At 54.1% G+C, this 19,851-nt stretch carries 19 protein-coding genes, 1 tRNA gene and 4 pseudogenes; 10 read left to right on the top strand and 14 right to left on the bottom strand.

The features are described 5' to 3' along the window. Positions 1–49: 49 nt before the first annotated feature. Positions 50–646, bottom strand: a complete 597-nt coding sequence (locus HMPREF3155_RS04285; RefSeq protein ID WP_239240877.1) for a hypothetical protein — start codon at positions 644–646, stop codon at positions 50–52. A 39-nt stretch (positions 647–685) separates the two neighbouring features. On the opposite strand from HMPREF3155_RS04285, the pseudogene HMPREF3155_RS12830 reads away from it, so the two are divergent. Then, positions 686–1,412: pseudogene (locus tag HMPREF3155_RS12830) on the top strand (IS256 family transposase); the annotation flags it as partial. Between the two features lie 124 nt (positions 1,413–1,536). Next, a complete protein-coding gene (locus HMPREF3155_RS04290) occupies positions 1,537–2,166 on the top strand; it encodes a hypothetical protein (protein WP_070432662.1) in 630 nt (209 codons plus the stop codon). Positions 2,167–2,179: 13 nt separating this feature from the next. Here the strand turns inward: HMPREF3155_RS04290 and HMPREF3155_RS13445 are convergent, their stop codons facing one another. The 7 genes and pseudogenes from HMPREF3155_RS13445 to HMPREF3155_RS13265 all read right to left on the bottom strand — a co-directional run bounded on the left by HMPREF3155_RS13445 (position 2,180) and on the right by HMPREF3155_RS13265 (position 4,680). Further along, a complete protein-coding gene (locus HMPREF3155_RS13445) occupies positions 2,180–2,323 on the bottom strand; it encodes a tryptophan-rich sensory protein (RefSeq protein WP_083281246.1) in 144 nt (47 codons plus the stop codon). Continuing rightward, a pseudogene (locus HMPREF3155_RS13450) lies at positions 2,320–2,379 on the bottom strand (tryptophan-rich sensory protein); the annotation flags it as partial. The pseudogene HMPREF3155_RS13450 and the gene HMPREF3155_RS13445, both read right to left, overlap by 4 nt. A 592-nt stretch (positions 2,380–2,971) precedes the next feature. Continuing rightward, positions 2,972–3,484, bottom strand: a complete 513-nt coding sequence (locus tag HMPREF3155_RS13260) for an excalibur calcium-binding domain-containing protein (RefSeq protein WP_246817672.1) — start codon at positions 3,482–3,484, stop codon at positions 2,972–2,974. 93 nt (positions 3,485–3,577) lie between these two features. Beyond that, positions 3,578–3,651 (bottom strand) — tRNA-Ile (locus HMPREF3155_RS04305). A 103-nt stretch (positions 3,652–3,754) separates the two neighbouring features. Continuing rightward, positions 3,755–4,174, bottom strand: coding sequence for a hypothetical protein (locus HMPREF3155_RS04310; protein WP_061923868.1), 420 nt, complete (start codon positions 4,172–4,174; stop codon positions 3,755–3,757). Further along, positions 4,135–4,278, bottom strand: coding sequence for a hypothetical protein (locus HMPREF3155_RS13010; RefSeq protein WP_160330561.1), 144 nt, complete (start codon positions 4,276–4,278; stop codon positions 4,135–4,137). The genes HMPREF3155_RS04310 and HMPREF3155_RS13010 overlap by 40 nt, the downstream gene beginning before the upstream one ends. Positions 4,279–4,431: 153 nt before the next feature. Next, positions 4,432–4,680 carry a hypothetical protein gene (locus HMPREF3155_RS13265; RefSeq protein ID WP_246815618.1) on the bottom strand — a complete coding sequence of 83 codons (249 nt, stop codon included), beginning with the start codon at positions 4,678–4,680 and terminating at the stop codon, positions 4,432–4,434. A 293-nt stretch (positions 4,681–4,973) separates the two neighbouring features. Here HMPREF3155_RS13265 and HMPREF3155_RS04325 point away from each other — a divergent pair, with 293 nt between their 5' ends. Together HMPREF3155_RS04325 and HMPREF3155_RS04330 are read left to right on the top strand one after the other, a co-directional pair. Next, complete coding sequence (locus HMPREF3155_RS04325; RefSeq protein WP_070432667.1) at positions 4,974–6,308, top strand: AAA family ATPase; 1,335 nt, start codon at positions 4,974–4,976, stop codon at positions 6,306–6,308. 320 nt (positions 6,309–6,628) lie between these two features. Further along, positions 6,629–7,342 carry a hypothetical protein gene (locus HMPREF3155_RS04330; protein WP_070432668.1) on the top strand — a complete coding sequence of 238 codons (714 nt, stop codon included), beginning with the start codon at positions 6,629–6,631 and terminating at the stop codon, positions 7,340–7,342. Positions 7,343–7,666: 324 nt separating this feature from the next. Here HMPREF3155_RS04330 and HMPREF3155_RS13015 read toward each other — a convergent pair whose 3' ends face one another. Further along, entirely contained in the window at positions 7,667–7,819 is a 153-nt protein-coding gene (locus tag HMPREF3155_RS13015) for a hypothetical protein (RefSeq protein WP_168162304.1), read from the bottom strand. 360 nt (positions 7,820–8,179) lie between these two features. On the opposite strand from HMPREF3155_RS13015, the gene HMPREF3155_RS04335 reads away from it, so the two are divergent. The 4 genes from HMPREF3155_RS04335 (at position 8,180) to HMPREF3155_RS04350 (ending at position 11,663) form a co-directional block, all read left to right on the top strand. Further along, entirely contained in the window at positions 8,180–10,444 is a 2,265-nt protein-coding gene (locus HMPREF3155_RS04335) for a DEAD/DEAH box helicase (RefSeq protein ID WP_070432669.1), read from the top strand. 309 nt (positions 10,445–10,753) lie between these two features. Next, positions 10,754–11,038 (top strand): nucleotidyltransferase family protein, encoded by a 285-nt coding sequence (locus HMPREF3155_RS13455; RefSeq protein ID WP_371441323.1) that lies wholly within the window; start codon positions 10,754–10,756, stop codon positions 11,036–11,038. Positions 11,039–11,155: 117 nt separating this feature from the next. Further along, a complete protein-coding gene (locus tag HMPREF3155_RS04345; RefSeq protein WP_070432671.1) occupies positions 11,156–11,437 on the top strand; it encodes a hypothetical protein in 282 nt (93 codons plus the stop codon). After that, positions 11,430–11,663, top strand: a complete 234-nt coding sequence (locus HMPREF3155_RS04350) for a hypothetical protein (protein ID WP_070432672.1) — start codon at positions 11,430–11,432, stop codon at positions 11,661–11,663. Before HMPREF3155_RS04345 ends, HMPREF3155_RS04350 begins: the two co-directional genes overlap by 8 nt. A gap of 238 nt (positions 11,664–11,901) precedes the next feature. Here HMPREF3155_RS04350 and HMPREF3155_RS04355 read toward each other — a convergent pair whose 3' ends face one another. Then, entirely contained in the window at positions 11,902–12,624 is a 723-nt protein-coding gene (locus HMPREF3155_RS04355; protein ID WP_070432673.1) for a hypothetical protein, read from the bottom strand. A 511-nt stretch (positions 12,625–13,135) separates the two neighbouring features. On the opposite strand from HMPREF3155_RS04355, the gene HMPREF3155_RS04360 reads away from it, so the two are divergent. Then, positions 13,136–15,178, top strand: coding sequence for an ATP-dependent nuclease (locus tag HMPREF3155_RS04360; RefSeq protein WP_070432674.1), 2,043 nt, complete (start codon positions 13,136–13,138; stop codon positions 15,176–15,178). A gap of 386 nt (positions 15,179–15,564) precedes the next feature. Here HMPREF3155_RS04360 and HMPREF3155_RS12840 read toward each other — a convergent pair. The 4 genes and pseudogenes from HMPREF3155_RS12840 to HMPREF3155_RS04375 all read right to left on the bottom strand — a co-directional run. Beyond that, positions 15,565–15,744, bottom strand: a pseudogene (locus HMPREF3155_RS12840) (IS3 family transposase); the annotation flags it as partial. A gap of 284 nt (positions 15,745–16,028) precedes the next feature. Beyond that, positions 16,029–16,649 (bottom strand): COG1361 family protein, encoded by a 621-nt coding sequence (locus HMPREF3155_RS04365; protein ID WP_246817674.1) that lies wholly within the window; start codon positions 16,647–16,649, stop codon positions 16,029–16,031. A gap of 332 nt (positions 16,650–16,981) precedes the next feature. Beyond that, complete coding sequence (locus HMPREF3155_RS04370) at positions 16,982–18,211, bottom strand: APC family permease (protein WP_070432676.1); 1,230 nt, start codon at positions 18,209–18,211, stop codon at positions 16,982–16,984. Between the two features lie 189 nt (positions 18,212–18,400). Next, complete coding sequence (locus HMPREF3155_RS04375) at positions 18,401–19,306, bottom strand: UTP--glucose-1-phosphate uridylyltransferase (RefSeq protein WP_070432677.1); 906 nt, start codon at positions 19,304–19,306, stop codon at positions 18,401–18,403. Between the two features lie 382 nt (positions 19,307–19,688). On the opposite strand from HMPREF3155_RS04375, the pseudogene HMPREF3155_RS13270 reads away from it, so the two are divergent. Then, positions 19,689–19,851, top strand: a pseudogene (locus HMPREF3155_RS13270) (IS3 family transposase); the annotation flags it as partial.

Here is a 19,851-nt window from a genome sequence, read left to right on the forward strand (position 1 = left end):
CGCTGCCACCCCCGCGAACGCTGCACAAAATGGCCTCTTCCTGCAGTAGCTATTCTTCCTTTTCCCTTTTTCTGGCTTGTCTGCGCTCACGCCTTCGGGCACGCTTTGCTTTGCGGATATCGACGACCCAACGAGGAACAAAAGGCCACGGAAGCGGAACCCCGACCGCGCCCGTAAATCCAATGACTCCGACAACGAAAGCTGCCACGAGCGGAACCTTCAGCACCGTGTAGACAAACTCGGGAGGGTTGGCACTTGCGACCAACCCCATGGCGCCGCCAGCGCCCATAATGAGCGAGCAGTAAGGATAAATGAAAAGGACCCCATCACTTTCTGCGCCTACAAAGTCGACATCGTCGTACCACTTTTCCGATCTGGGTTGCCTCCGCACGCACCTAATGTAGTAGGTCCAGTAGAGCACCATGACAAGCACTAACCCGGCGCATACAAGCAGCACAGTAACATCGCCGTCCATAGAATAGGCCTCCCGTGGCTGTCGGTTGCGGTATGTATAAACGCTACCAGCGTCTGCAGGGGTGCGGCGTGGGACGAAAACAAAAATATTGATGCGGGCAAGCGCCCGAACCACGGACGCGGACTTGACCTTTTGGAAGCAGATCCCGCCACAGGAAATAATAGAAATCAAGGCAAATGCCTAGGAACAAAACTCGGGGCACTTCACTGGGTGATCAACAAGTCTGCCTACATGGCCATCGGCGTTGATATCGAAGCAATCAAGCACATCTTGGGACTATGGATAGCTAAAGAAGAAGGAGTGTCGTTTTGGGCACAAGTGAGCTCTAACTTGTCGAACCGTGGGGTTAAGAACGTCTTAATTGTCTGCTGTGATGGGCTGAAGGCTTACCTGACGCGGTCGCCTGGTTTCATGGTGCAAACCTGTGTCGTGCACCTGATACGTGCCGCCAACCGGTGGGTAGCCTACGGGGACCGGAAGAAAGTGTCAGCGGCGTTGAAGAAATCTACACCGCCCCAGATGAGGCCAGTGCTGCCGCGACGTTGGAGGAATTTGCAGGCTCTGAGCCGGGTTAGAAATACGTCCGGTCCGTTAAAGTCTGGCAGGACGCGTGGGAGCAGTTCGTGCAGTTTTTACAGTTTCCTTCGGCAGCGAGGAAAGTCATCTACACGACGAACTCTATCGAGTCGTTTAACAATGAGCTGCGTAAAGCCACCCGCAATCGAGTGTAATTTACCAACGACGAATCCGCGCTAAAGACACTGTGGTTGATGATCTGCACTATTGAAGACAAACGCGCTGATCAACGCGCCAAGAAAGGAAACGGGCCGCAGCGTCAGCGAGCCGACTTGTCGAGGGCGAAAAGGTTTCCGGCTGGAAGCAAGCCATCAACCAAATGGCTGTGGCCTACCCCGACCGCTTCAATAAATACCTCTAAGAAAACCAAACCCCACACAAAAACTTGACACGCTCCGCGAAGCCAAATTTAGGCAAGGAACGCACGTAGGGGAAGATTCCCCATTTTCCCGCAGTGCGCTGTGCAATCGGCTTAGATTACTCCTATGCACAAACTCTCTTCTCGCCTACTTTCCCTGTCCTTTGCAGCAACGCTTCTTCTGACCGGCTGCAGCAACAACAGCGAGGATTCTGCCCAGACACTGCCGGAAACCTCCTTTTCTCAAGCTGCCGGCGCTACGCAATCCGATGCTCGTTCAACCTCCAGCGAAGACGCTGCAAAGGGACATCAAGGTCCACAGCCAACTCTGGCCAATCGCAGTGAGGGCACCAACGCCCAAGACGCTAGCGGGGCTGCCGCAAATCCAGATACCCAGTCTGGCAGCAACACCTATCCCAACGGCGATGCCATCGCTTCAACCGACTGCTACGACTTCCCCGCAGACATCACCGTTCGCCCTGGCAGCATGAGTTCCTGTGCCTATGTAGCGGAGCTCTACAAGGCAGCAACCGCAGCGACCTACACCTATGGTCCATACAAACCTCAAGTCACTTCCGTCCCGAAAACGACCGTGACAGTCACCAGCCCAACCACTGGCCAGACCTACAACGTCGATTGCAGCATCGGTTCCGCTGGTGACACCCTTGGCTGCGAAAAAGACGGTGATCACAACTCCGGCGCCTCATTTACCGTAAATAGCGGGCCGTTCTGGCATGGCCGGGTCACAATCCTCTAGCGCAGTCGCAGTGCTAGTGTCTGCGATTCAATCGCGCAATCTCCGCACTGAGCACGGTGGCAAAGCCCGTCCATGCCGCATAGGGTGCTAGCAACGCACCGCGCTCAGGTGCGGACTTCCAGGCGCGACGAACTAAATCCGCAGAGCTTGCGGTCAGCGCACCGGCCCATACAGCGCAGTCCAGACAATTGGGAACGCGATGGCCGGCGGCTGCCAGTTCGGGAGTTTGAGGCTGCGGTAGTGGCGGCTATCTCTTCCAGGTCGCGCTCCTTGGCCACAGTATTGTGCAGCAGACTGCCGATGAGCGGCTCCGCCAGGCCCGTCTTAATCGGCGTCACCAAAGCAATCCACCGAGCAGCCAACTCCGGGGTGGTCACCGGCGCGGAGAACGCCAAGCGCGGCAACAAGCCTTCCGTCTTCGCGTACTCCTTCATCATGAAGGCATATTCCAGAGTGTCCGGGCCGCCAATATCGAAAGTGCGATTCGCATCAGCTGGTAGCTCCGCCGCGCTAGCCAGGTAGAAGACCACATCGCGCACCGAAATCGGCGTAATCTCATGGCGAATCCAATCCGGACCAATAGCGCCCTGCAGACGCTCCGAGAGCTCTTCATCCGAAGGACGCAGCCCACCCAAGAACACGATGCGCCCAATTTCCTGTTCTTCTACCACCACGCTCCACCTTGTCTGGAGCACCGGCATGGCGTTCCTGCTGCCACTATTTATCAACTAGGCAGGCACGACAAGAAAGGGCACATGCTTGGCGACGCCGCGCAAATGCCTTCTCCTTAACAGTTGCCGTTTAGCTAGTTTTCACAAGCTACGCCGTCACCGTCGCGATCGAGATCGGAGCTGTAGCCAGGATCTCCCGCATAGATCGGGGCTGCACCAGCAGCACGAACCGCTGCACAGTTCGGATAGTAAGCAGCCGCTGGCGCCGGCGCTGGAGCCTGCTGTTCCTCAACAGCTGGTGCTTCCGGAGCCGGCTGTTCAACGTAGGCGCCTGCATCAGGATCGACATTTGCATCAACGTCCGCTGGTGGAGCCAAAAATCCGGCTTGTTGCTGGACGGTTTCTTCCATTACCTGCGCGGGACTTACCTCTGGCTGCACCGCCGGTTCCGTCGGCGGCGGGGTTACTTCAGAAGGCTGGACAGAAGAAGTAGCGGAAGTAGCCGAGCTAGAAGAGGAAGTGGTGGTCTGCGATGTCGTCGTGGCTGGCTCCGACGTAGGTTGAGAATCGGAGCCTCCCCCACCGCAGCCTACAAGTAGTGCGGCAGCGCCCAGAGTAGTTACCATCAAACCAAGAGAGCGAGACATCGGGAGAACCTCCGAAAGAGAAGAATTAAGGCTTCTTCAGATTACAAAGATTCACCCTGTACGCTGGCACTTTGTGATGAGAATCCCAAAGAGTGGGGCCACCGGGGCTCGAACCCGGGACCAGCGGATTATGAGTCCGCGGCTCTAACCGACTGAGCTATAGCCCCGCGTATCCCTGCCTGCTAAGGGCACCAGTATTCAACTAGCGCACGATACAAACAGCGAATCCGCTCCCAGCAACATTAATCGGCAGGCCCGGAAAATGGCAATTTAGGGCCCGTCCTGGCCGCCATCCTCACCGAGGTTTTCCGGGCCCGATCTCTGCGTCGAGTCCTCAGCAACGGTCTTCCGCCTTTTCACCGCCACAACTACGCCCACGATGTAGGACGCAATCATCCCAAGACAGCAGAGCCAAAACAAGACCGCGGAAAGATCTAAAGCCCACCGCCCCACAATCTGAGTGAAGGCGGATTTCACGCTTTCATCCGTATCACCGGAATCGACCATAAAGAAGCCGGTCAGGAAGAGAAACGCCGTCACCGCGATGAAGGCCCAAGATTCACGCCACCCGAAGGCCTTATACGTCCCAGCATCCGCGTCCTCCTTCACGCTGCGTACAGGGATAAACCACAGTCCAAGAAGCGCAATGGCTATGAATCCCCAGCCGGAATGGAGAAGAATGCGGCCCATCCGCCAACGTCAAAAATGACCCGCCCCAAAGCAAAGAACGCCGCGCCTAAAAGGCTCATGACAAGCGCCGCGACGGAGCTGATGTTAACGTTCCGATACTTCATGCCAGAAAGCCTAGCGCGCATCACCGCTACTTTCACCCACAAAACTGAAACGTCCCCAACCCCAGACTCCACAGCGGACCACTGCGCACAGCCTTCGGACACTGGGTTAGCGGAGCCCAAGCCTATTCCTTCTTTTCTTGCTTTTTCATTTTCTTAGCTTGCCTGCGCTCGCGCCTCCGAGCGCGTTTCGCTTTGCGGATGTCCACGACCCAACGCGGCACAAAAGACCACGGAAGCGGAATCCCAAGCGCCTGTAAAACCAATCGCCCCAATGACAAAAGCAGCAATAAATGGAAGAAACAGCACCGCTTCAACAGGCTCGGGAAGGTTCATATTTGCAACCAACCCCGTGGCACCGGCAGCGCCCATAATTAGCGTGCCATAAGGATAAATAAAGAGCACGCCATCACTTTTGGCACCTTCCGAATCGGCTGTGTCATACCATCTTTCTGATCTGGGAGTTTTCGCACACTCCGGATGTAATAGGTCCAGTAGAGAACCATGACAACCACCAACCCGAGACACACGAGCAGCTCGGTAGTATCCCCGTGCATAGGATGTGGCCTCCTGTGATTGCTTTTGCGGTGTGTACTAAAACGCTACCAGCGCCCACCGGGTTAAGGCACGGGAAGAAAACGAATCTCAGCACCCAAACCTAGGACCGATTTACATGGTGGGCTTGTAGTCTTGCGACCATGAGGCTCCTTTCCTTTAGTGTGTCTAACTTCCGCAGCATCCGCGCCACGCAGACACTTTCGCTGTACCACCACTGGCAGCACTCCACCGCGCCGGAGGAAGGCTGGGAGCAGGTCAGCGACCCCATCACCGTTCTCATCGGCCCCACCGCTTCCGGAAAGAGCAGCGTCCTCAACGCCCTAGCCTTCGCACTGCTTGCTATCGAGTCTTCTGCCACCGCCTGGCTTGCCGACGCCCCACCCAACCAACTCCCCCACGCCCCGTACCGCCTCAACCCCCGCACGCAGCGCTTGCCCAGCACTTTTGAGCTGGAGTTCGAACTCGATGACGTGCGCTACCTCTACGGCTTCCAGTGGAGTTTCACCGGTGTGCATGCCGAGTGGCTCAGCCGCGTGCCATCGACCAAGTGGAGCCCCTGCTTCGTGCGCACCCGCGGTGAGGAGGTGCAGTGGACGCGCTCCTTTATGGATAAGGGGGATGTGGCCAAGCTCGGCCCCGTAACAGACACCGAGCTGATCCTTTCCGCCGGCCTGCGCGACGGGCACCCCGTCCTCGCCCCGCTGGCCCGCGCCCTGGTGCACGACGTGGCCTACCTGCCGCACGGGCATACTGCGATGAGCACTGCCTCCCGCATCACCACCCTCATCCGCACCGGCAAGCTACACCTGCATGAGGCTGCCGCCCTACTGCGCGCGGCCGATGCCGGTATCCACTCCGTGCGGCTCAACCAGGACCACATCCCGGAGCACGTCTTCCGCCAGATGCGCCCGGTCATCGATGCACTCAGCCGTAGCAACGCACGGCTCCGCCGCCCCGACGAGTTCAGCGCCTACTCCGATGCGGAGATTGAATCCCTGCTGCACGCCATCATCGTGGAGCACAAGGCCAATGATTCCTTTTACGAGCTGAAGCTGACCGATGAATCCGGTGGCACGCAGAACTGGATGGCCACCGCTCCCCTAGTCCTGGACACCCTGCGCCGCGGCGGGACCCTGGTTGCCGATGAGCTGGATTCCGCCCTGCGCCCAGCGCTCCTCGACTTCATCATCCACGCCTTCCGCGAGCCCAGTATCAACGTCAATGGCGCGCAGCTCATCTTCGCCTCCCACGCCTTCAGCGCCCTCGAACGCGCCGGTGAGCTGGGCCTGCGCCCGGAAAGCTTCTGGTCCGTGGAGAAGACGCCCTCCGGCGAATCTGAACTGCACAACCTCAGCGGCACAGACTTATCACTGGACAACCCCGACGCCACCCATCACTTCCTGCGCGGGCGCTACGGCACCGCCTCCCGCCAGGCGCTCAATACGCTCAAGGAGCTCGTGAGGGACAGCTCATAAAGGGCGCGGGCGCTTGGCGACATCTCCCCGCCGACCACTCCACCGCGATCCCAAGATCGAGATTGTCCACATCTCCGCTTGCTGTTCACCAAAGGCTAGCTGCGATTGAGTAGGAACGCATTCCATTTGCGCATGCGCGTACCCAGGTTGAACAAGAATTCTACCCAATAGAAGAGGTCGAAGACGCGCTCAAACGAACACCTATACGACCAAAAGCTTACAAACTGCACAGATCGTAGGTTCCCCTCTTCGCATGAACAAAGTTGTGTCCCACGCAAAAGGTATACTTACCACAATGCCGAACAGGTTATCTAAAGTGAATGGAGGAATCGCTTTTGCCCCACCGACCCCACCCTTCTCTAACTCGTATCTTCCAACAAGCTTCTCCCGAAGACACGATTGTTTTTATCGACGAGAGCTACGTAGCCCCCGGTGAGGAATTTTCCGATTCCTTTTACTCGCTGGTCGCAACCGCCATTAAGTTCAAACACCTTGCCGACACCCGGTTTTGTCTGAAAGAAGCTGCACAATCCACCTATTGGCATACTACTGATTCAATGCAGACCAGAGAAGGTCAAGAAAGGGTCGAGGCAATGCTCAGGCTTTGTTATGAGTTTGGTGACTCCCATTCTGTCGCTTGCCTTCGCCCCCTTCAGTACGACCAGGATGTTGAGCACGCCCGCCAAGATTGCCTTGAAAAACTGATCACCACTATCACTGGGCAAGACCCTTCGCTCAACGGAATCATTTTCGAAGAACGGCGTTCCCAATCTGATAACGACAAAGATAGAAACACGTTAAAGCGCTTACGAAAATCAAACGTTCTTCCACAGGGAATTCCCGCAGCATGGGTTAGCCCAGCCGACGAAACGTGCCTTTGGGTACCAGATCTTGTGGCCTATATGTACCGCCGAACGCTGACTCACGGCGGTCAGAGCACAGCGTGGTTCAACAAGTATCTGGGAGAGCATTGCCAAATTTTGATGGTGGTACCGAGGCGTAAGCCCTCGCAAGCTCCAGGAAAAATTAAATGACCCTCACCTGCCAGTAGCCTCGGTGAGGGTCGAGCAGCTGTACATAATGTAGGGCTGCTCCTGTCTCAGAGTATGCCTTATTTAGCCCAATCCAGTCAAGAGGCACAACGCCATCTCCTCGGCGCCGCCTTCGATACTCAACGCGAACTGGAGTTTCATCAGACTCCAATGTCCCGTCGGGAGTCTCACGGATGGCATACGGCGTTATTTAACAATCATAGGCCGGTTGACGTTTGCTTAAAACTGATTGGAATTACGGATTTGCGGAGGGCCCTCAAGCTAATTCCCCGACGATTAAGCCTTCCTCCTCGTCGGGATAAACGGTTAAGCTAGACGGCGGTTAAGTTCCGCGGACCAATTGGCAATCTCCCGCCCTAAGTACTCGACGTATCGGCGACGGTCTTCCTCATCCATATCTTGGGCCTGAGTTACAGAAGTATTAATGTGGTTAGGTTTTGAAACGGTCGACTTTGTCAAGTTAATCCCTCCTTTCCCAGCATGACACCTACACCTGAAGCGTCTTTCACCTTTCAGTGAGACTCTTCTTAAGGACAACCGAATTGTGTGCGAATGTCTAGAGGCCACCTCAACGCTCTCCACTTGCTGCGCCTGTCCCGCACACCTATCAGAATCAAGGCTTGACTGTTAAAGCACGCACTCCATCTCTGCGCCTAGGAGGCCCTCCAAAAAGCTCTGGAGCCTTCGCGGCTCCAGGCGACAACGTTCCGGTAGCCGGCTCGTCGTGCGATTATTCTAAGCAATACATCGCCATGCCTACAAGGCTCTTAGCCGCTCACCGTCCGATAAACTAGTTCCGACGCACAAGGAACACCCACCATGACTGAACAGAAACGCCTCCAAGCACTTGAAACTCGCGTTAGTGAATTGGAGTCCCAGGTAGCTCAACTACTGCAGGCCCTCGGTCATGCTCCTTCGCACCCCAGTACTGTTATCACACCGACGCCGGCGAACGTTCACTCTGAAAACCGCTCACCGGAAGAGAAGATTGCCCTCTTCATGGACTACTTCACGGGGAGGACAGATGTCTACGCAGTGGCCAAGAATACTGCGGGAAAGAAGGCTTGGTACCCGGCTAGCAATGGCTACTATGACCGAAGAAATCCCGACCTAAAGCCCCTGACGCCAAAGGTGATTGAAGGACATTTGCGTCGGGACAACCGCTTTCATGTTGGCCTTTATCCGCTGTGTACAGATGACAGTTGCCGGCTGTTGGTTTGCGATTTTGACTATGAAGACTTCAAGCAAGCCGCCCGCGCCTACGCAGAGGAATGCAAGGACCACGGCCTCGATCCGCTTATCGAGGTTTCACGATCAGGGAACGGAGCTCACGTTTGGCTCTTCTTCGACGAGCCCATTCCCGCCAGCCTCGCTCGTTCAGTTGGCATCGGGCTTCTTGCCAAGGCTAGCCCGGATTCCTACTTCTCCAGTTTCGATCGGTTCTTTCCATCTCAAGACACACTGCCGACGAAAGGCCGTGGTTTCGGCAATCTGATTGCCCTCCCATTAGCAGGCCACCATCGTTCCGAAGGCACAACAGTATTCGTCGACAGTAATTTTCAACCTTTGCCAGACCAATTCGAAGCTTTGGCAAGAACGAAGAAGTCAACGCTTTCCGAGCTCAAGAAAATCTACGCTGCGCTTCAGCCCGATCCCGAAACATCCCTTCCCCAGGCACCCACCCGCGCAGAACTAAAGAAGCTCAAGGCCTCGGGAAAAGTCCACGTCACGCACGATTCACATGTCCACGTCGATTTATCAGGCGTCGATGCCACCACTCGTACAGCCCTGCGGCACCTAGGCGCTATTGCCAACCCGCAGTTCTATATAAAACAGGCCCAGCGTTTCTCCACTTTCGGAACTCCACGGATCATCGTGCGCTTTGATGAGAAGGACCAAGTCCTCACACTCGACCGCGGCACGCTCGATGACGTCCTCGACATCTTGAAGACTGCCGGATATACCGTCACACGTCGTGGCCATACGCCTAAGCCCCGGCGCATCGATGCGTCATTTGCCGGCGAACTACGTTCCTACCAGCATTCGGCCGTCAAACAGATACTCAAGCACAAGTCTGGAATGCTCATTGCCCCTCCTGGCACCGGAAAGACCGTCATGGCGTGTGCAATCATCGCCCAGCGTTCGGTCCCCACCGCAGTGATAGTTCCATCGAGGGAGCTAGCTACCCAATGGCGCCAAGCCCTCAAACGGTTCCTCCCGGAAGTTCAGGTTGGGCAATACTCGGGCACCAAGAAGAAGCTCAGCGGAGTCGTAGACATTGTTACAGCTCAGTCCATCAGCCGCAATGATTCCAAGACAGATTTTCTCTCCAACTATGGTCACATCATCGTTGACGAATGCCACCGAGTCGGTGCTGCGGGTTTAACCAACGTCCTCGCACACCTCAACGTTCGCTTTATACTCGGAATGACCGCCACACCGTACCGCTCCGACGGCCTCGATAAGCTGCTTCCACTCATTTGCGGCCCTATCCGCCATACCGTCGAGCTCGAGCGCCCCGGACGCCGCGATTACGTAGTCCATAACACCGAGTTCACGTACGACTCCCCTTACCTGTTCTGGCCCGACCTCGACACCGCTCTGGCGGCGGATGAGGACCGAAACCGCCTCATCGTCGATGTCATCACACAAGCAGTGCAAGACGAGCACACGGTCCTCGTCCTTGTGAAACGACGCGAACACCTCGCTGCCCTCAACGCCCTGCTTACCGACGACCCCTTCCCCGTCCTTCAGCTACACGGCGGACAAAAGGCAAGCGAGAGGCAAGCCGTCCGTGAACAAATTGCCGCAACACCGCATTTCGTCCTATTAGCCATGTCCCAGGTGGCTGGCGAAGGCATCGATCTTCCCGCACTGGATGCTCTTGTGCTGGCCGCCCCAGTAAGCTTCCGCGGAGTTGTCATTCAGCAGGTTGGCCGAGTCACTCGCGATACCGATGATAAAGAGAACATCTCCGCCACCGTCCACGACTTTCTCGATGCCAACGTCCCTGCCCTCGCCGCAGCCTTCAGAAAGAGAAGCTCGACCATAGCCAAGCAGGGATTCACTCACGACAACAGCTAGAGCCCCGTACTCGACAGAATCCCGCTAGATTAGGGGCTATGAGCAATTAAAATTTTTTGTTCTGCTCGGGAAAGGCCAATAGTTAGCAACGAAATAGGTATCGACGCCAAATCCCTTTGCGAGAAGCATCCCTTCTCAAACTCGCAAGTAGATAAGTTGGGGGAATTCTATGCAGGAAAACGTAGTACACCGCCTGATTGCCAAGAAGAAATCATTTCTTGGTACGAATGGTTAAAAGACGAGACATCGAAGCTGGTCTTGCTTGCGGTTCAAACCATATACTCCGGCGGGCTAAGACCTTTCGAGGTCGTGCAATCCGCTCGAGTCAAAACTAGGTCATCGATTGCAGACAAAATTAACAGAGGCGCCCGATTGTCAGCGATGCAAGACTTCGCCGGTGTTCGGTTCGACCCGGGCGCCACACACTCAACGCTTCTAGACATTGCCCACCTTATCGAGGCTTTAGGCCAGCAGGTCAATGCCAAAGTTACCATCAAGAATTACCTATCGAATCCCCAGCGAGGATACCGCACGGTACATGTTTGGGCTACCAGCAAAACTGCTGGTCGCGTGGAGATTCAATTGCGCACCTAGCTCGAAGCAGAATGGGCAAATACATTTGAAAAACTAGCTGATCTTACGGGCCGCCGAATTCGGTATGAAGATGACTACCGTCCAGGTCATCCCACCTTGCAATCTATATTGGATAGTTTGCTCGAAATCTCCGACAAGTTCTACGGCATAGAGACAGATCTGGAAGAGGGATACGAATCAGCACAAAGTGGTTTGCAGACCATAACCGCGACATCACGAGCCATCCCGGTAGACCCACGAGTACACAGAGAACGAGCCAAGTTCTATATGTATATGGCGAGCTATGAGCTAGAATTGGCAGACACTGCCGAGAACAACAATGAGACCCTCAAATCGCTGAGAGAACTAAAGGACGCCCTTACCGACCTGCCAATCGAAAGCGAGCAGATTAATGGCTGATTTCATAATCACTTACAAACGTAACTCAGGTGAGTGTTTTATCGAGCAATTCTCGGACTCGACTCAAGCGCTTAAGGAACGCCTCCGCCGCGAAGCAGCGATTGACGATCCTGATATTGAGATCGTCCACATCTCATCCCCCTCCTTGGAGTCCTTGAAAAAGTCACATTCCCGGTATTTCATGGGCAGCGTTGAAGTCGAAGGCAGTAAAGTGGACGCGGCCTAAAGCTGCACGTGAGTCGCCTCTCTACGGGGTTAACTAATTTGATTTGCGCTTAAAAGGTCGCACACACATCACAGGTCTTCAGTACGCCTAGCCAGGCTTCGCTGCACATGTCTATGACTCCCGTCAGAGCCAGCTTGACAAGCTTGCCTTTTGAACCTGTGTAAATATAGCTTTCACGCAACGTGCTGTTTCTGCATAAGGAAATGGCTTAATAACAAATCGCTCTTCGCTTGAAGAACTAGCCGCACAGTTGCCTGGCCCCCAACAATAGAGCAGCGCGCTTTTCTGTTTCGTCCACAAGTGTTCGGTATATGTTCAATCCCATGCAACTATTCAAGGAGAGCAGCATGACGGCCGTGCCCATTACCTCCAGTGTTTCGGCTCCCCGCCATTGCAACAATAAGTAATTGCAAAAATAAATGCTTAAATGAATAGCGGCAGCGGCTTCTGCTGCCAAGAGTTGAAAGGGTTTCGGAAGTTCCCCATCAAATCTGCTGACCCTAGAGCGGGGTAAAGGCTCGCCCGCAATATAGAAAGCTTCAATGACTCGATTCTGAAAAATTGATGAGCCCCATGCGTCGATCAAAACCAAACCCCCTATCCAGACGACAACCAGCGCAAGTACTCTAAGAGCAGCCCCTTCAAAATCCGAGGCAAGATGCATAAAATAGAACCAAGGGAACAAAGATAGGGAGAGAGAAACAGCACTTTTCCAAACTGGACAAATTTGATGTGCGATGACCTTCGCCTCTAGTGAAATTCTTTCCAGGATCAGAGTATTTAAGCGGCTTGGATTATCTTCTTTTTCGACGATCGAATTCACCAGCGCGAGTTTCTTTCCAATTCGATTTACCTCAAAGACAGGCATCAGCGAAAAAATGATGGTTACGACAGATGAAACCGCAGCCACTGTGCCACTCGCGATCGAAAACCAACTAGCATCTTGGGGAAGAATGTGCATTACGTATCCTTGTTCAGGTGACCATTGCTCTCCCAAGCACAGCAATCACCAGAGACCACTGGGACGTTCACAGCTCCATCGGTAATAAGGGTGTTCAGCCAATTGAGCGGGTAAATTCTTAGAATTCCTTCCATCGATTCGCCAAATGTGACTTTGAATTGCCTTAGGAAGGTCCATCAAGCCAATCGAACTTTCATCAAAATTTTAAAATAGTAATTGAGGGCGACCCTAGCCTGCTAAAAGTCGCTTGAAATAGAAACCAAGTCCAACCAATCTACCCCCCTAGTACCATAGCTGATTTGGAGGATGCTCGATAGACACGCTTTTCATTGTGAAGCAGTCTGAAGCATCCTAAATCAATGAGTCCCCCACATCAAGGTATTGAATTAGCTGCCCCCTTCGAGAAAACATGCGCTAGGTACGTCAGGTCCACCCCTCTTAGGACGTAGAAGAGCTACCTAACAGCTGCTTCGCAACATCTTCCACGCGAAGCGCCTGTAAGTTTGAATCCATGAAGATCAAGCACTTGCGCATCACAAACTTTAGAGCCATTGCAGCTCTAAACGAGGACATTGGCCCCTATACCACATTCATCGGTTACAACGGCGGGGGAAAATCATCCATCCTTCACGCGGTGAGATGGTTTTTCGATGACTTCGAACTAGAGCCCTCAGACATTTTCGCCAAAGACGCAGAAGACGCCAAGAACGTACTCAAGAAAGACGTTAAAGTGTCAGTTACCTTTGACCAATTAACGACTACTGATCGCGAGAATTTTGGCCCCTACGCTCGTGGAAATGAAATAGTGCTAACACGCATCGGCGGATTTGACAGAAAGTCCAAGCTCTACGGGGAACGGTTAGTTTGCAAAGCATTCACCGAATTGCGAAATGGCACAAAAGTCGGGGAAATGCGCAAGCAACTACAAGAACTGAGAAGCTCCTACGAACACTTTTCGAATCTTGAGATTTCCAGTAAGGCTTCTAAAAGTGAGATTTTAGCAGCTCTCGACGATTGGGAGGCAGTCCCGGAAAATCAACCACACCTAGAGCCAATTTCCGACGAACAGGCAAATCACTTCTTCGGAGCCATAGGCACAGATAAGCTAAAAGTAGATTCCGGATTCGTGTTTATTCCCGCTGCACCTGACCTGACCGGACAGTTCGACGTTTCGGGTAAAGGTTCCGCTCTCCAACTACTACTCGGTGACATTCTGAAAGGCGTCGTAGGGCAGTCCGTAGCTGAGTGGACAAAAGAGAATAGAGACGTACTGGAGCAGCTAGAAAGTACTGTAAAAGAATCAGCTGCTCGTAAGCTTGACCAGCGTGCCAGCAGAGTTAATCATCACTTAGAAAAGTACCTTCCTGACACGAAAATTGAGTTTCAGGTGGGGTTACAAGATTGGGCTCCAAAAGCTAGCCCAAATGCACTATCGAAGATGCGCAAAGGCGGAAGTGAATTCTTAATTGAACGGGAAGGACACGGCGTGCAACGGGCCACCCTGCTGGCTCTGCTCCAAGCTACAGCAGAATCACGCTCCGAATTGGCTCAAGACCGAGAGAACGAAAAAGAGGCGAGCGCCGAGGACGAAAATGGTAATAACCCCCTAATCGTGTTTATCGAAGAACCAGAAGTCTACCAACACCCTGTCCAAGCCCGCCTTATGGCACGTTCTTTTATAACAGCCGCGCATACAGGTAGCGTGCAATTCGTTGTTGCTACGCACAGCCCCTATTTCTTAGATCCTTCCCAACTGGAATACACATTTCGTGTAGAGGGATCACGAGACGGTTCCACTGTTCGTCGCCCCACTCTCGAGGGAAGTCTCCTCAAAAAACAAGCTAACGGCGAACTAGACAAATATTTTCTTGAAACCGTCACTGAAAGCCTCTTCTCACAGGGTGCGCTAGTAGTTGAAGGAGATACTGAACGAGCAATATTTGATACGATGCCCTGTGATCACAGCGGACTGACGTTGCGGGAGCTGGGAGTCTCTGTGGCGGTAGCTGGCGGCGCAGATTCTTTGCTTACAATGGCACAAGTCATCCGAGCATTCGGCGTCCCCACACTAGTAGTCAGAGATGGTGATTCTGACTCTACGATCGCCATGGACACAGCAAAGAATCGCTGCCGAAAAGAGATACTGAATAAGTATCAATGCGAACCAGACTTCCAGAATGAAGAGCACCTGAGAATTGCGAGGGAAAAACGCGATCAGATAATGCGTAGCTGGAAGAACAGTGTAGAAAAATTCGTAAAGGAGGCCCGCAAGGCTGGCCTGGGGAACGGTCTAGAGAATTTTACTTGGGGTGGAGGAGTCCAAATCGGCGAGTCCGTCGTCATTCTCGGTCATGATTTAGAGAGTGAACTACATGAATGGCCATCCTTCAGGGCCCAGTCCAAAAAGTTTAAACTCGCAGAGGACTTCCGCAATTCCAAGAAAGCGGGTGTCTTTGCACGCGTCGCTTCTGGGTCGAATTTCGAAGACATGCCCGAGGCTCTAAAAAATGTCTTGGCAGCCACTCGCAGTCTCGTCAACTCGAACTTCACGTAGTCGAACACTCAACGGATACGAGGAGCCTTTTTATCCAAGAAGTGTCCACTACTCTGTGGGCGGTGTCGTTTGAAAGAACTTCGGATTCGTGTTCCTGCTCCGTAGGGTTGTTCGCAGATCGGGACCCCAAGTCTACAAAGGACGCTAGACCTCACCGTTCTAGTTTCGTTCCATTCAGTTAACAAATCTTTCTGGGCCCAATATCATCGGGAGAGCTACCAACCACCTTGTCGTTTTGGCAGGTGAAGCAGCAAAATTTGACACAAACCTGACTGATCAATGCGTTCGCCATCTTTAGCCCCACCACTCGCGACCAACCGCAGTGCCTGAGCACCAGCGACTCGACGCCCCATCTATGAAGCGTCTTGGGTTTAGTTCCGCTTCTTTTACGCCCCTGTGTCGATGGTCTGGGTGAGGTAGTACTCGGTTTCTATTTCCTGTGAGGTGGCGTAGTCCGATGCTTCATGAAGCTGCTTGGTGTTCCACCAATGCACTCACCGCAAGGTGGCTAGTTCAACTTCTCCGACCGACGTCCACGGACCTTGAGCATGAATCAGTTCTGCCTTTTAAAGAGAGTTGACTGTCCGGAAAGCTATCCGGCTATTCCACCGCCGTAAACGTCCAAAAGCCACTAGACATCCCATTCAGAACATCCTGGACTCCACGTCCAAAAAATCGGCTAGACATCACAGTCTTACGCCACCCACTGGACCTAGAATCCTAATCGTTCTTCCGCCCCATCGATAGGGGCCGTAAAATGAACGGCCCTGGTACCAGAACTTTGCTCGAACCCTCTTCGAGCACGGCGTGCATACCCCACCCCTGTTGAGAACGCGAGTATCTCCAACAGCTATAGCCTGCGGGAAATCCTTCCCAGCATTCGCGTGTTTTCTTGGATATCTTTCGAAATCTGTTCCTCGAAGTTGAACCGACCGTTAGTCCTGGTTTTGCTCACCCGAAAGTCGTTTCCGAGGACGGCGCGAACATTCAGCTCATATCGCTCCGAGTAGTGGTTACCCAATTCGTCGTCATACTCGACTCGCGCAAAGACCTCAGGAGGAACCCCCTCAGCTGAATCGGCGATCGTTCCACCATCAACTAGCTTTCCACTTGGTTGCAACCAATACGCTACATCTATCTGGTGGCCTGGAACCCAAGTCGAGAAAACACGGTTCCGAAATATTGTTTCAACCCGGTCGACCGCTGAGTGGAATGCTTCACCTTCTCGGCTTCCGCTTTGCATTTTGACTTCGGATAGATCCGGTTCAAACGCCACCACAACGTCTTTGGCTACTGAACGGCCACGATTGGAAATCATTAGCCTTAACGGTTGCTGCGCATAGTCTGGCTGGAGAACTTCAGCCATAACCATGGGCCTATTCGCGTTGACATTTATTTTTCGGTTCAGGCGAAGCGATCGTAACGCCAATACAAAAGACGAGATGGCAGCTACTGCAATCACAACATTCATTGCGGCGGTTAACCTTTCGGCTGTCCACCATGACATCGACACCCAATCCATCAAACGACTCCTCTCTCAGGTAGCTATTCTTCACACGATGTTCGTTCCATAGTGCTTTACATTCCTCATTGAAGCATCATCGTGAATGGAGACCAGTCACTGGCGGCGTAGTAAGCGACTTCATCACTCTTTGCCGTCCGGGTTTCTCAATTCTGACAACAGCGGAGTCATCGCTGTCTTCACCTCGGTTGCCTATTACTGGCCGCTACTCCTTTCCCCTACCTACAACCCACCTCACTACTCCAAAATCAACGCCGCCGTCTCCTCCGGCGGCACATCCTTCAGCTACCGGCTCTTGATGGCCACGACACCAATCCCAGCACAATCCAGCCACCCAACGCGATAAGTGGGGCCGTTCCCAGCACGCCAGGCGAGCCCGGTACAAAGAGCAGCGCCAAGAACCCGACGGAGAGAATGCACCCGGCCAGCGCGAAGTACTCATAGAACTTGTTCGGCGCAATCGGCTCGGTCATCCCAGGAACCTGCCCGGTGCGCGCAATCTTCCATGCGCAGAAGCACGTATAGAAATACGCCACCGTGATACCCGCACTGGACATATCGACGACCCACGTCAAAGCCGCGCGCCCAAACCACGGGGTTACCAGGCACACCGCACACACCAAGAGAATCGCATTACGTGGGGCGTGCTGCTTCCCGTTTAGCTCTCCCAACCGGCTAGAGACTAGATTGGCGCGGCCAAGAGTAAACAACACGCGGCTTGCCGCAGTGAAGAATCCGTTCAGTCCAGTAAGGACTCCAGCACTGACGGCGACAACCATGAGAACCAAACCGACAGGCCCCATCACCTCGCTGATGGCTGCCGCCGGCGGCCATGCCTCCCCTTCATAAGCATTGTGATGGGTTCCCACAGCGATAGAGGTTGCGAGCATCATCGCCAAATAAATCAAGGTCGCCGCAAAGATTCCCCATATCAGAAGGCCTAGCGCTTTCTTCGGTGAGAAATTGAACTCGCCCGCCAGCTGCGGAATGGAATCAAAGCCCACGTAGGCCCACGGGGCAAAAGCGATAATGGTCGCAACCGCTGCCGCCAGCGGGACGTCCACTGGGAAAGCTGGTGCAAGCTCCGGGCGCTTGGCGACGTAATAAATCACCATCGACGCCACTATGACCACCACCGCCACAATCATGATCACAACGGCAAAGAACTGAAACTGGCCAGAAAGCGCACCCCTCATAACCAATTCAGGGAACGTGACGCGGAAGACGAGCGTGACCGCCGACGCATTCAACGCGACAACGCACGAGTACCCCAGCGTCAGCGCCCACCCAGCAATAAACGCATGCGTCCGGCCGAGCGCCGCCATAGCGAACGCCACCCCACCACTGGTCAGCGGCAGCGCACGAATAGTAAAGCCGTAACTCAAACCAATGATGGCAATCATCAGACCACCAACGACAAAGCCAATGAGCGTTCCGGCAAGCCCCGCCTTCTGCATCCAATCGAGGGGCAAGACATAAGCACCCCAACCAAATGCCGCACCCAACGCCATGGCGAAACCATGAGGGCTTCATAGTTCTCCACAGGGTCAATATCGACGACGGCTGACTTCATCCCAGGCAATTCACCGCTTGTACAGGAGCTTGCCGACGCCGTCGTCCCCAGCGAGATCCTGACGAGTCTAGAGAACACTTATTGGGCGTGCTGCAGGCCCAATGATTTGAGGACGCGATACTAACCGCTACCCCAACTGTGGCCGATACTTCTCCATAATCGCCTCAAGGTCTCGGAACAGGGTCGGCCCATATTTCGGGTGACGGAGACCAAACTCCACGCTCGCCGGAATAAAGCCGGCGGGATTTCCTAGGTCATGGCGAATACCGTCGTGCACAACAACGTGGACAGGGTGGCCTTCGGAGATGAGCAAATCAATTGCGTCGGTTAGCTGAAGCTCTCCCCCCTTCCCCGGGGTGATGCGCCGCAGTGCACCGAAAATCGCCCTGTCGAGCAAGTAACGCCCAGTAGCTGCCAGATTTGAGGGCGCATCCTCAACCGCGGGCTTTTCTACCATACCCACGACCTTCTTTACGCGGTCGTTGTCAGTGTCCTCGATATCAAACACGCCATAGTTAGATACATGGTCGGGATCCACTTCAACCGCTAGGAGCACCGAGCCTCCCTGTTCCTGGCGCACGCGAATCATCTCGCTCATAGCCGCAGTGGGCTCGATGACATCATCCGGAAGCATGACGGCAAAGAAATCCTCGTCATCATCCAGCACACCCTCAGCCAGTCCAACTGCATGGCCCAACCCCAAAGGCTTGTCCTGCACAACGGCCATCGGCTGAATAATCTGCGCAGCGCGCTCAACTTTTACCGCCTGCTCATCCTTACCACGAGCACGGAGAGTTTCCACTAGCTCCGGAAACTCATCGAAGTGCCGCATCACTTCGTCTTTGCGGGGCGAGGTTACAATTGCCAACCTCGTCGCGCCGGCCGCTGCGGCCTCCTCCGCAATCATCTCAATACCCGGGGTATCCACGACTGGCAGCAGTTCCTTCGGGACAGTTTTCGTAGCGGGTAAAAATCGTGTACCCATGCCAGCAGCGGGGACAACAACAGTGCGGACGGAAGTGGAATTAGCCATAAGCCAATCTTAGAGGACGACATATGGCCTCGCTGCTTAGGGATAGTGCCACGGGTCCATTCAGGTGGTGAATGCTACACCTTGGCCTACCTAGCGTTAAGGGGTTCGTGGAGTGGGACGCAAGCATCCGAGTGCACAGTTTCGAACTCTGGTGGTTGATAGGATTCGCGGCGGTGAGCATCCGGCTAATGCCACCGATGAAATCGGGTGCGGCATTGAAACAGTTTATCGCTGGTTGAAGAGGGCCGGTGTGACGGTTGGTCGGGATGCTCCGTATCAACGTTTTCGTGAACGCATTGTGCTGCAGCCGTGGACGAAGAAACGGAGCATGAAGTGTCCTGGGTTCAGTTCCTACCTCGGCTAGGAAAACATTGAACTATGCCTAGAGTCTTGCTCTCTCCAGCGCGCCTACACGGAGGTCGGTAAGCTGCTTGGAGTATCTAAAACCACACGTTGCGGGCTTGGTACCGTGACAGCGCCTCAGTACGCGATGACTCTGACGCGTCAGGCAGCGAAACAATGGAAGAAGAGCTCAAGCGTCTGCG

Origin of the sequence: Corynebacterium sp. HMSC06D04 (assembly GCF_001807315.1) — a bacterium.
In the GTDB taxonomy this organism is placed as follows: Bacteria; Actinomycetota; Actinomycetes; order Mycobacteriales; family Mycobacteriaceae; genus Corynebacterium; species Corynebacterium simulans.

Coding starts and splice junctions, on each gene's coding strand:
- HMPREF3155_RS04290 (WP_070432662.1), top strand. CDS start 1,537: ATGCACAAACTCTCTTCTCGCCTACTTTCCCTGTCCTTTGCAGCAACG.
- HMPREF3155_RS13260 (WP_246817672.1), bottom strand. CDS start 3,484: ATGTCTCGCTCTCTTGGTTTGATGGTAACTACTCTGGGCGCTGCCGCA.
- HMPREF3155_RS04310 (WP_061923868.1), bottom strand. CDS start 4,174: ATGGGCCGCATTCTTCTCCATTCCGGCTGGGGATTCATAGCCATTGCG.
- HMPREF3155_RS13010 (WP_160330561.1), bottom strand. CDS start 4,278: ATGAAGTATCGGAACGTTAACATCAGCTCCGTCGCGGCGCTTGTCATG.
- HMPREF3155_RS04325 (WP_070432667.1), top strand. CDS start 4,974: ATGAGGCTCCTTTCCTTTAGTGTGTCTAACTTCCGCAGCATCCGCGCC.
- HMPREF3155_RS04330 (WP_070432668.1), top strand. CDS start 6,629: ATGGAGGAATCGCTTTTGCCCCACCGACCCCACCCTTCTCTAACTCGT.
- HMPREF3155_RS04335 (WP_070432669.1), top strand. CDS start 8,180: ATGACTGAACAGAAACGCCTCCAAGCACTTGAAACTCGCGTTAGTGAA.
- HMPREF3155_RS04350 (WP_070432672.1), top strand. CDS start 11,430: ATGGCTGATTTCATAATCACTTACAAACGTAACTCAGGTGAGTGTTTT.
- HMPREF3155_RS04355 (WP_070432673.1), bottom strand. CDS start 12,624: ATGCACATTCTTCCCCAAGATGCTAGTTGGTTTTCGATCGCGAGTGGC.
- HMPREF3155_RS04360 (WP_070432674.1), top strand. CDS start 13,136: ATGAAGATCAAGCACTTGCGCATCACAAACTTTAGAGCCATTGCAGCT.
- HMPREF3155_RS04365 (WP_246817674.1), bottom strand. CDS start 16,649: ATGAATGTTGTGATTGCAGTAGCTGCCATCTCGTCTTTTGTATTGGCG.
- HMPREF3155_RS04370 (WP_070432676.1), bottom strand. CDS start 18,211: ATGGCGTTGGGTGCGGCATTTGGTTGGGGTGCTTATGTCTTGCCCCTC.
- HMPREF3155_RS04375 (WP_070432677.1), bottom strand. CDS start 19,306: ATGGCTAATTCCACTTCCGTCCGCACTGTTGTTGTCCCCGCTGCTGGC.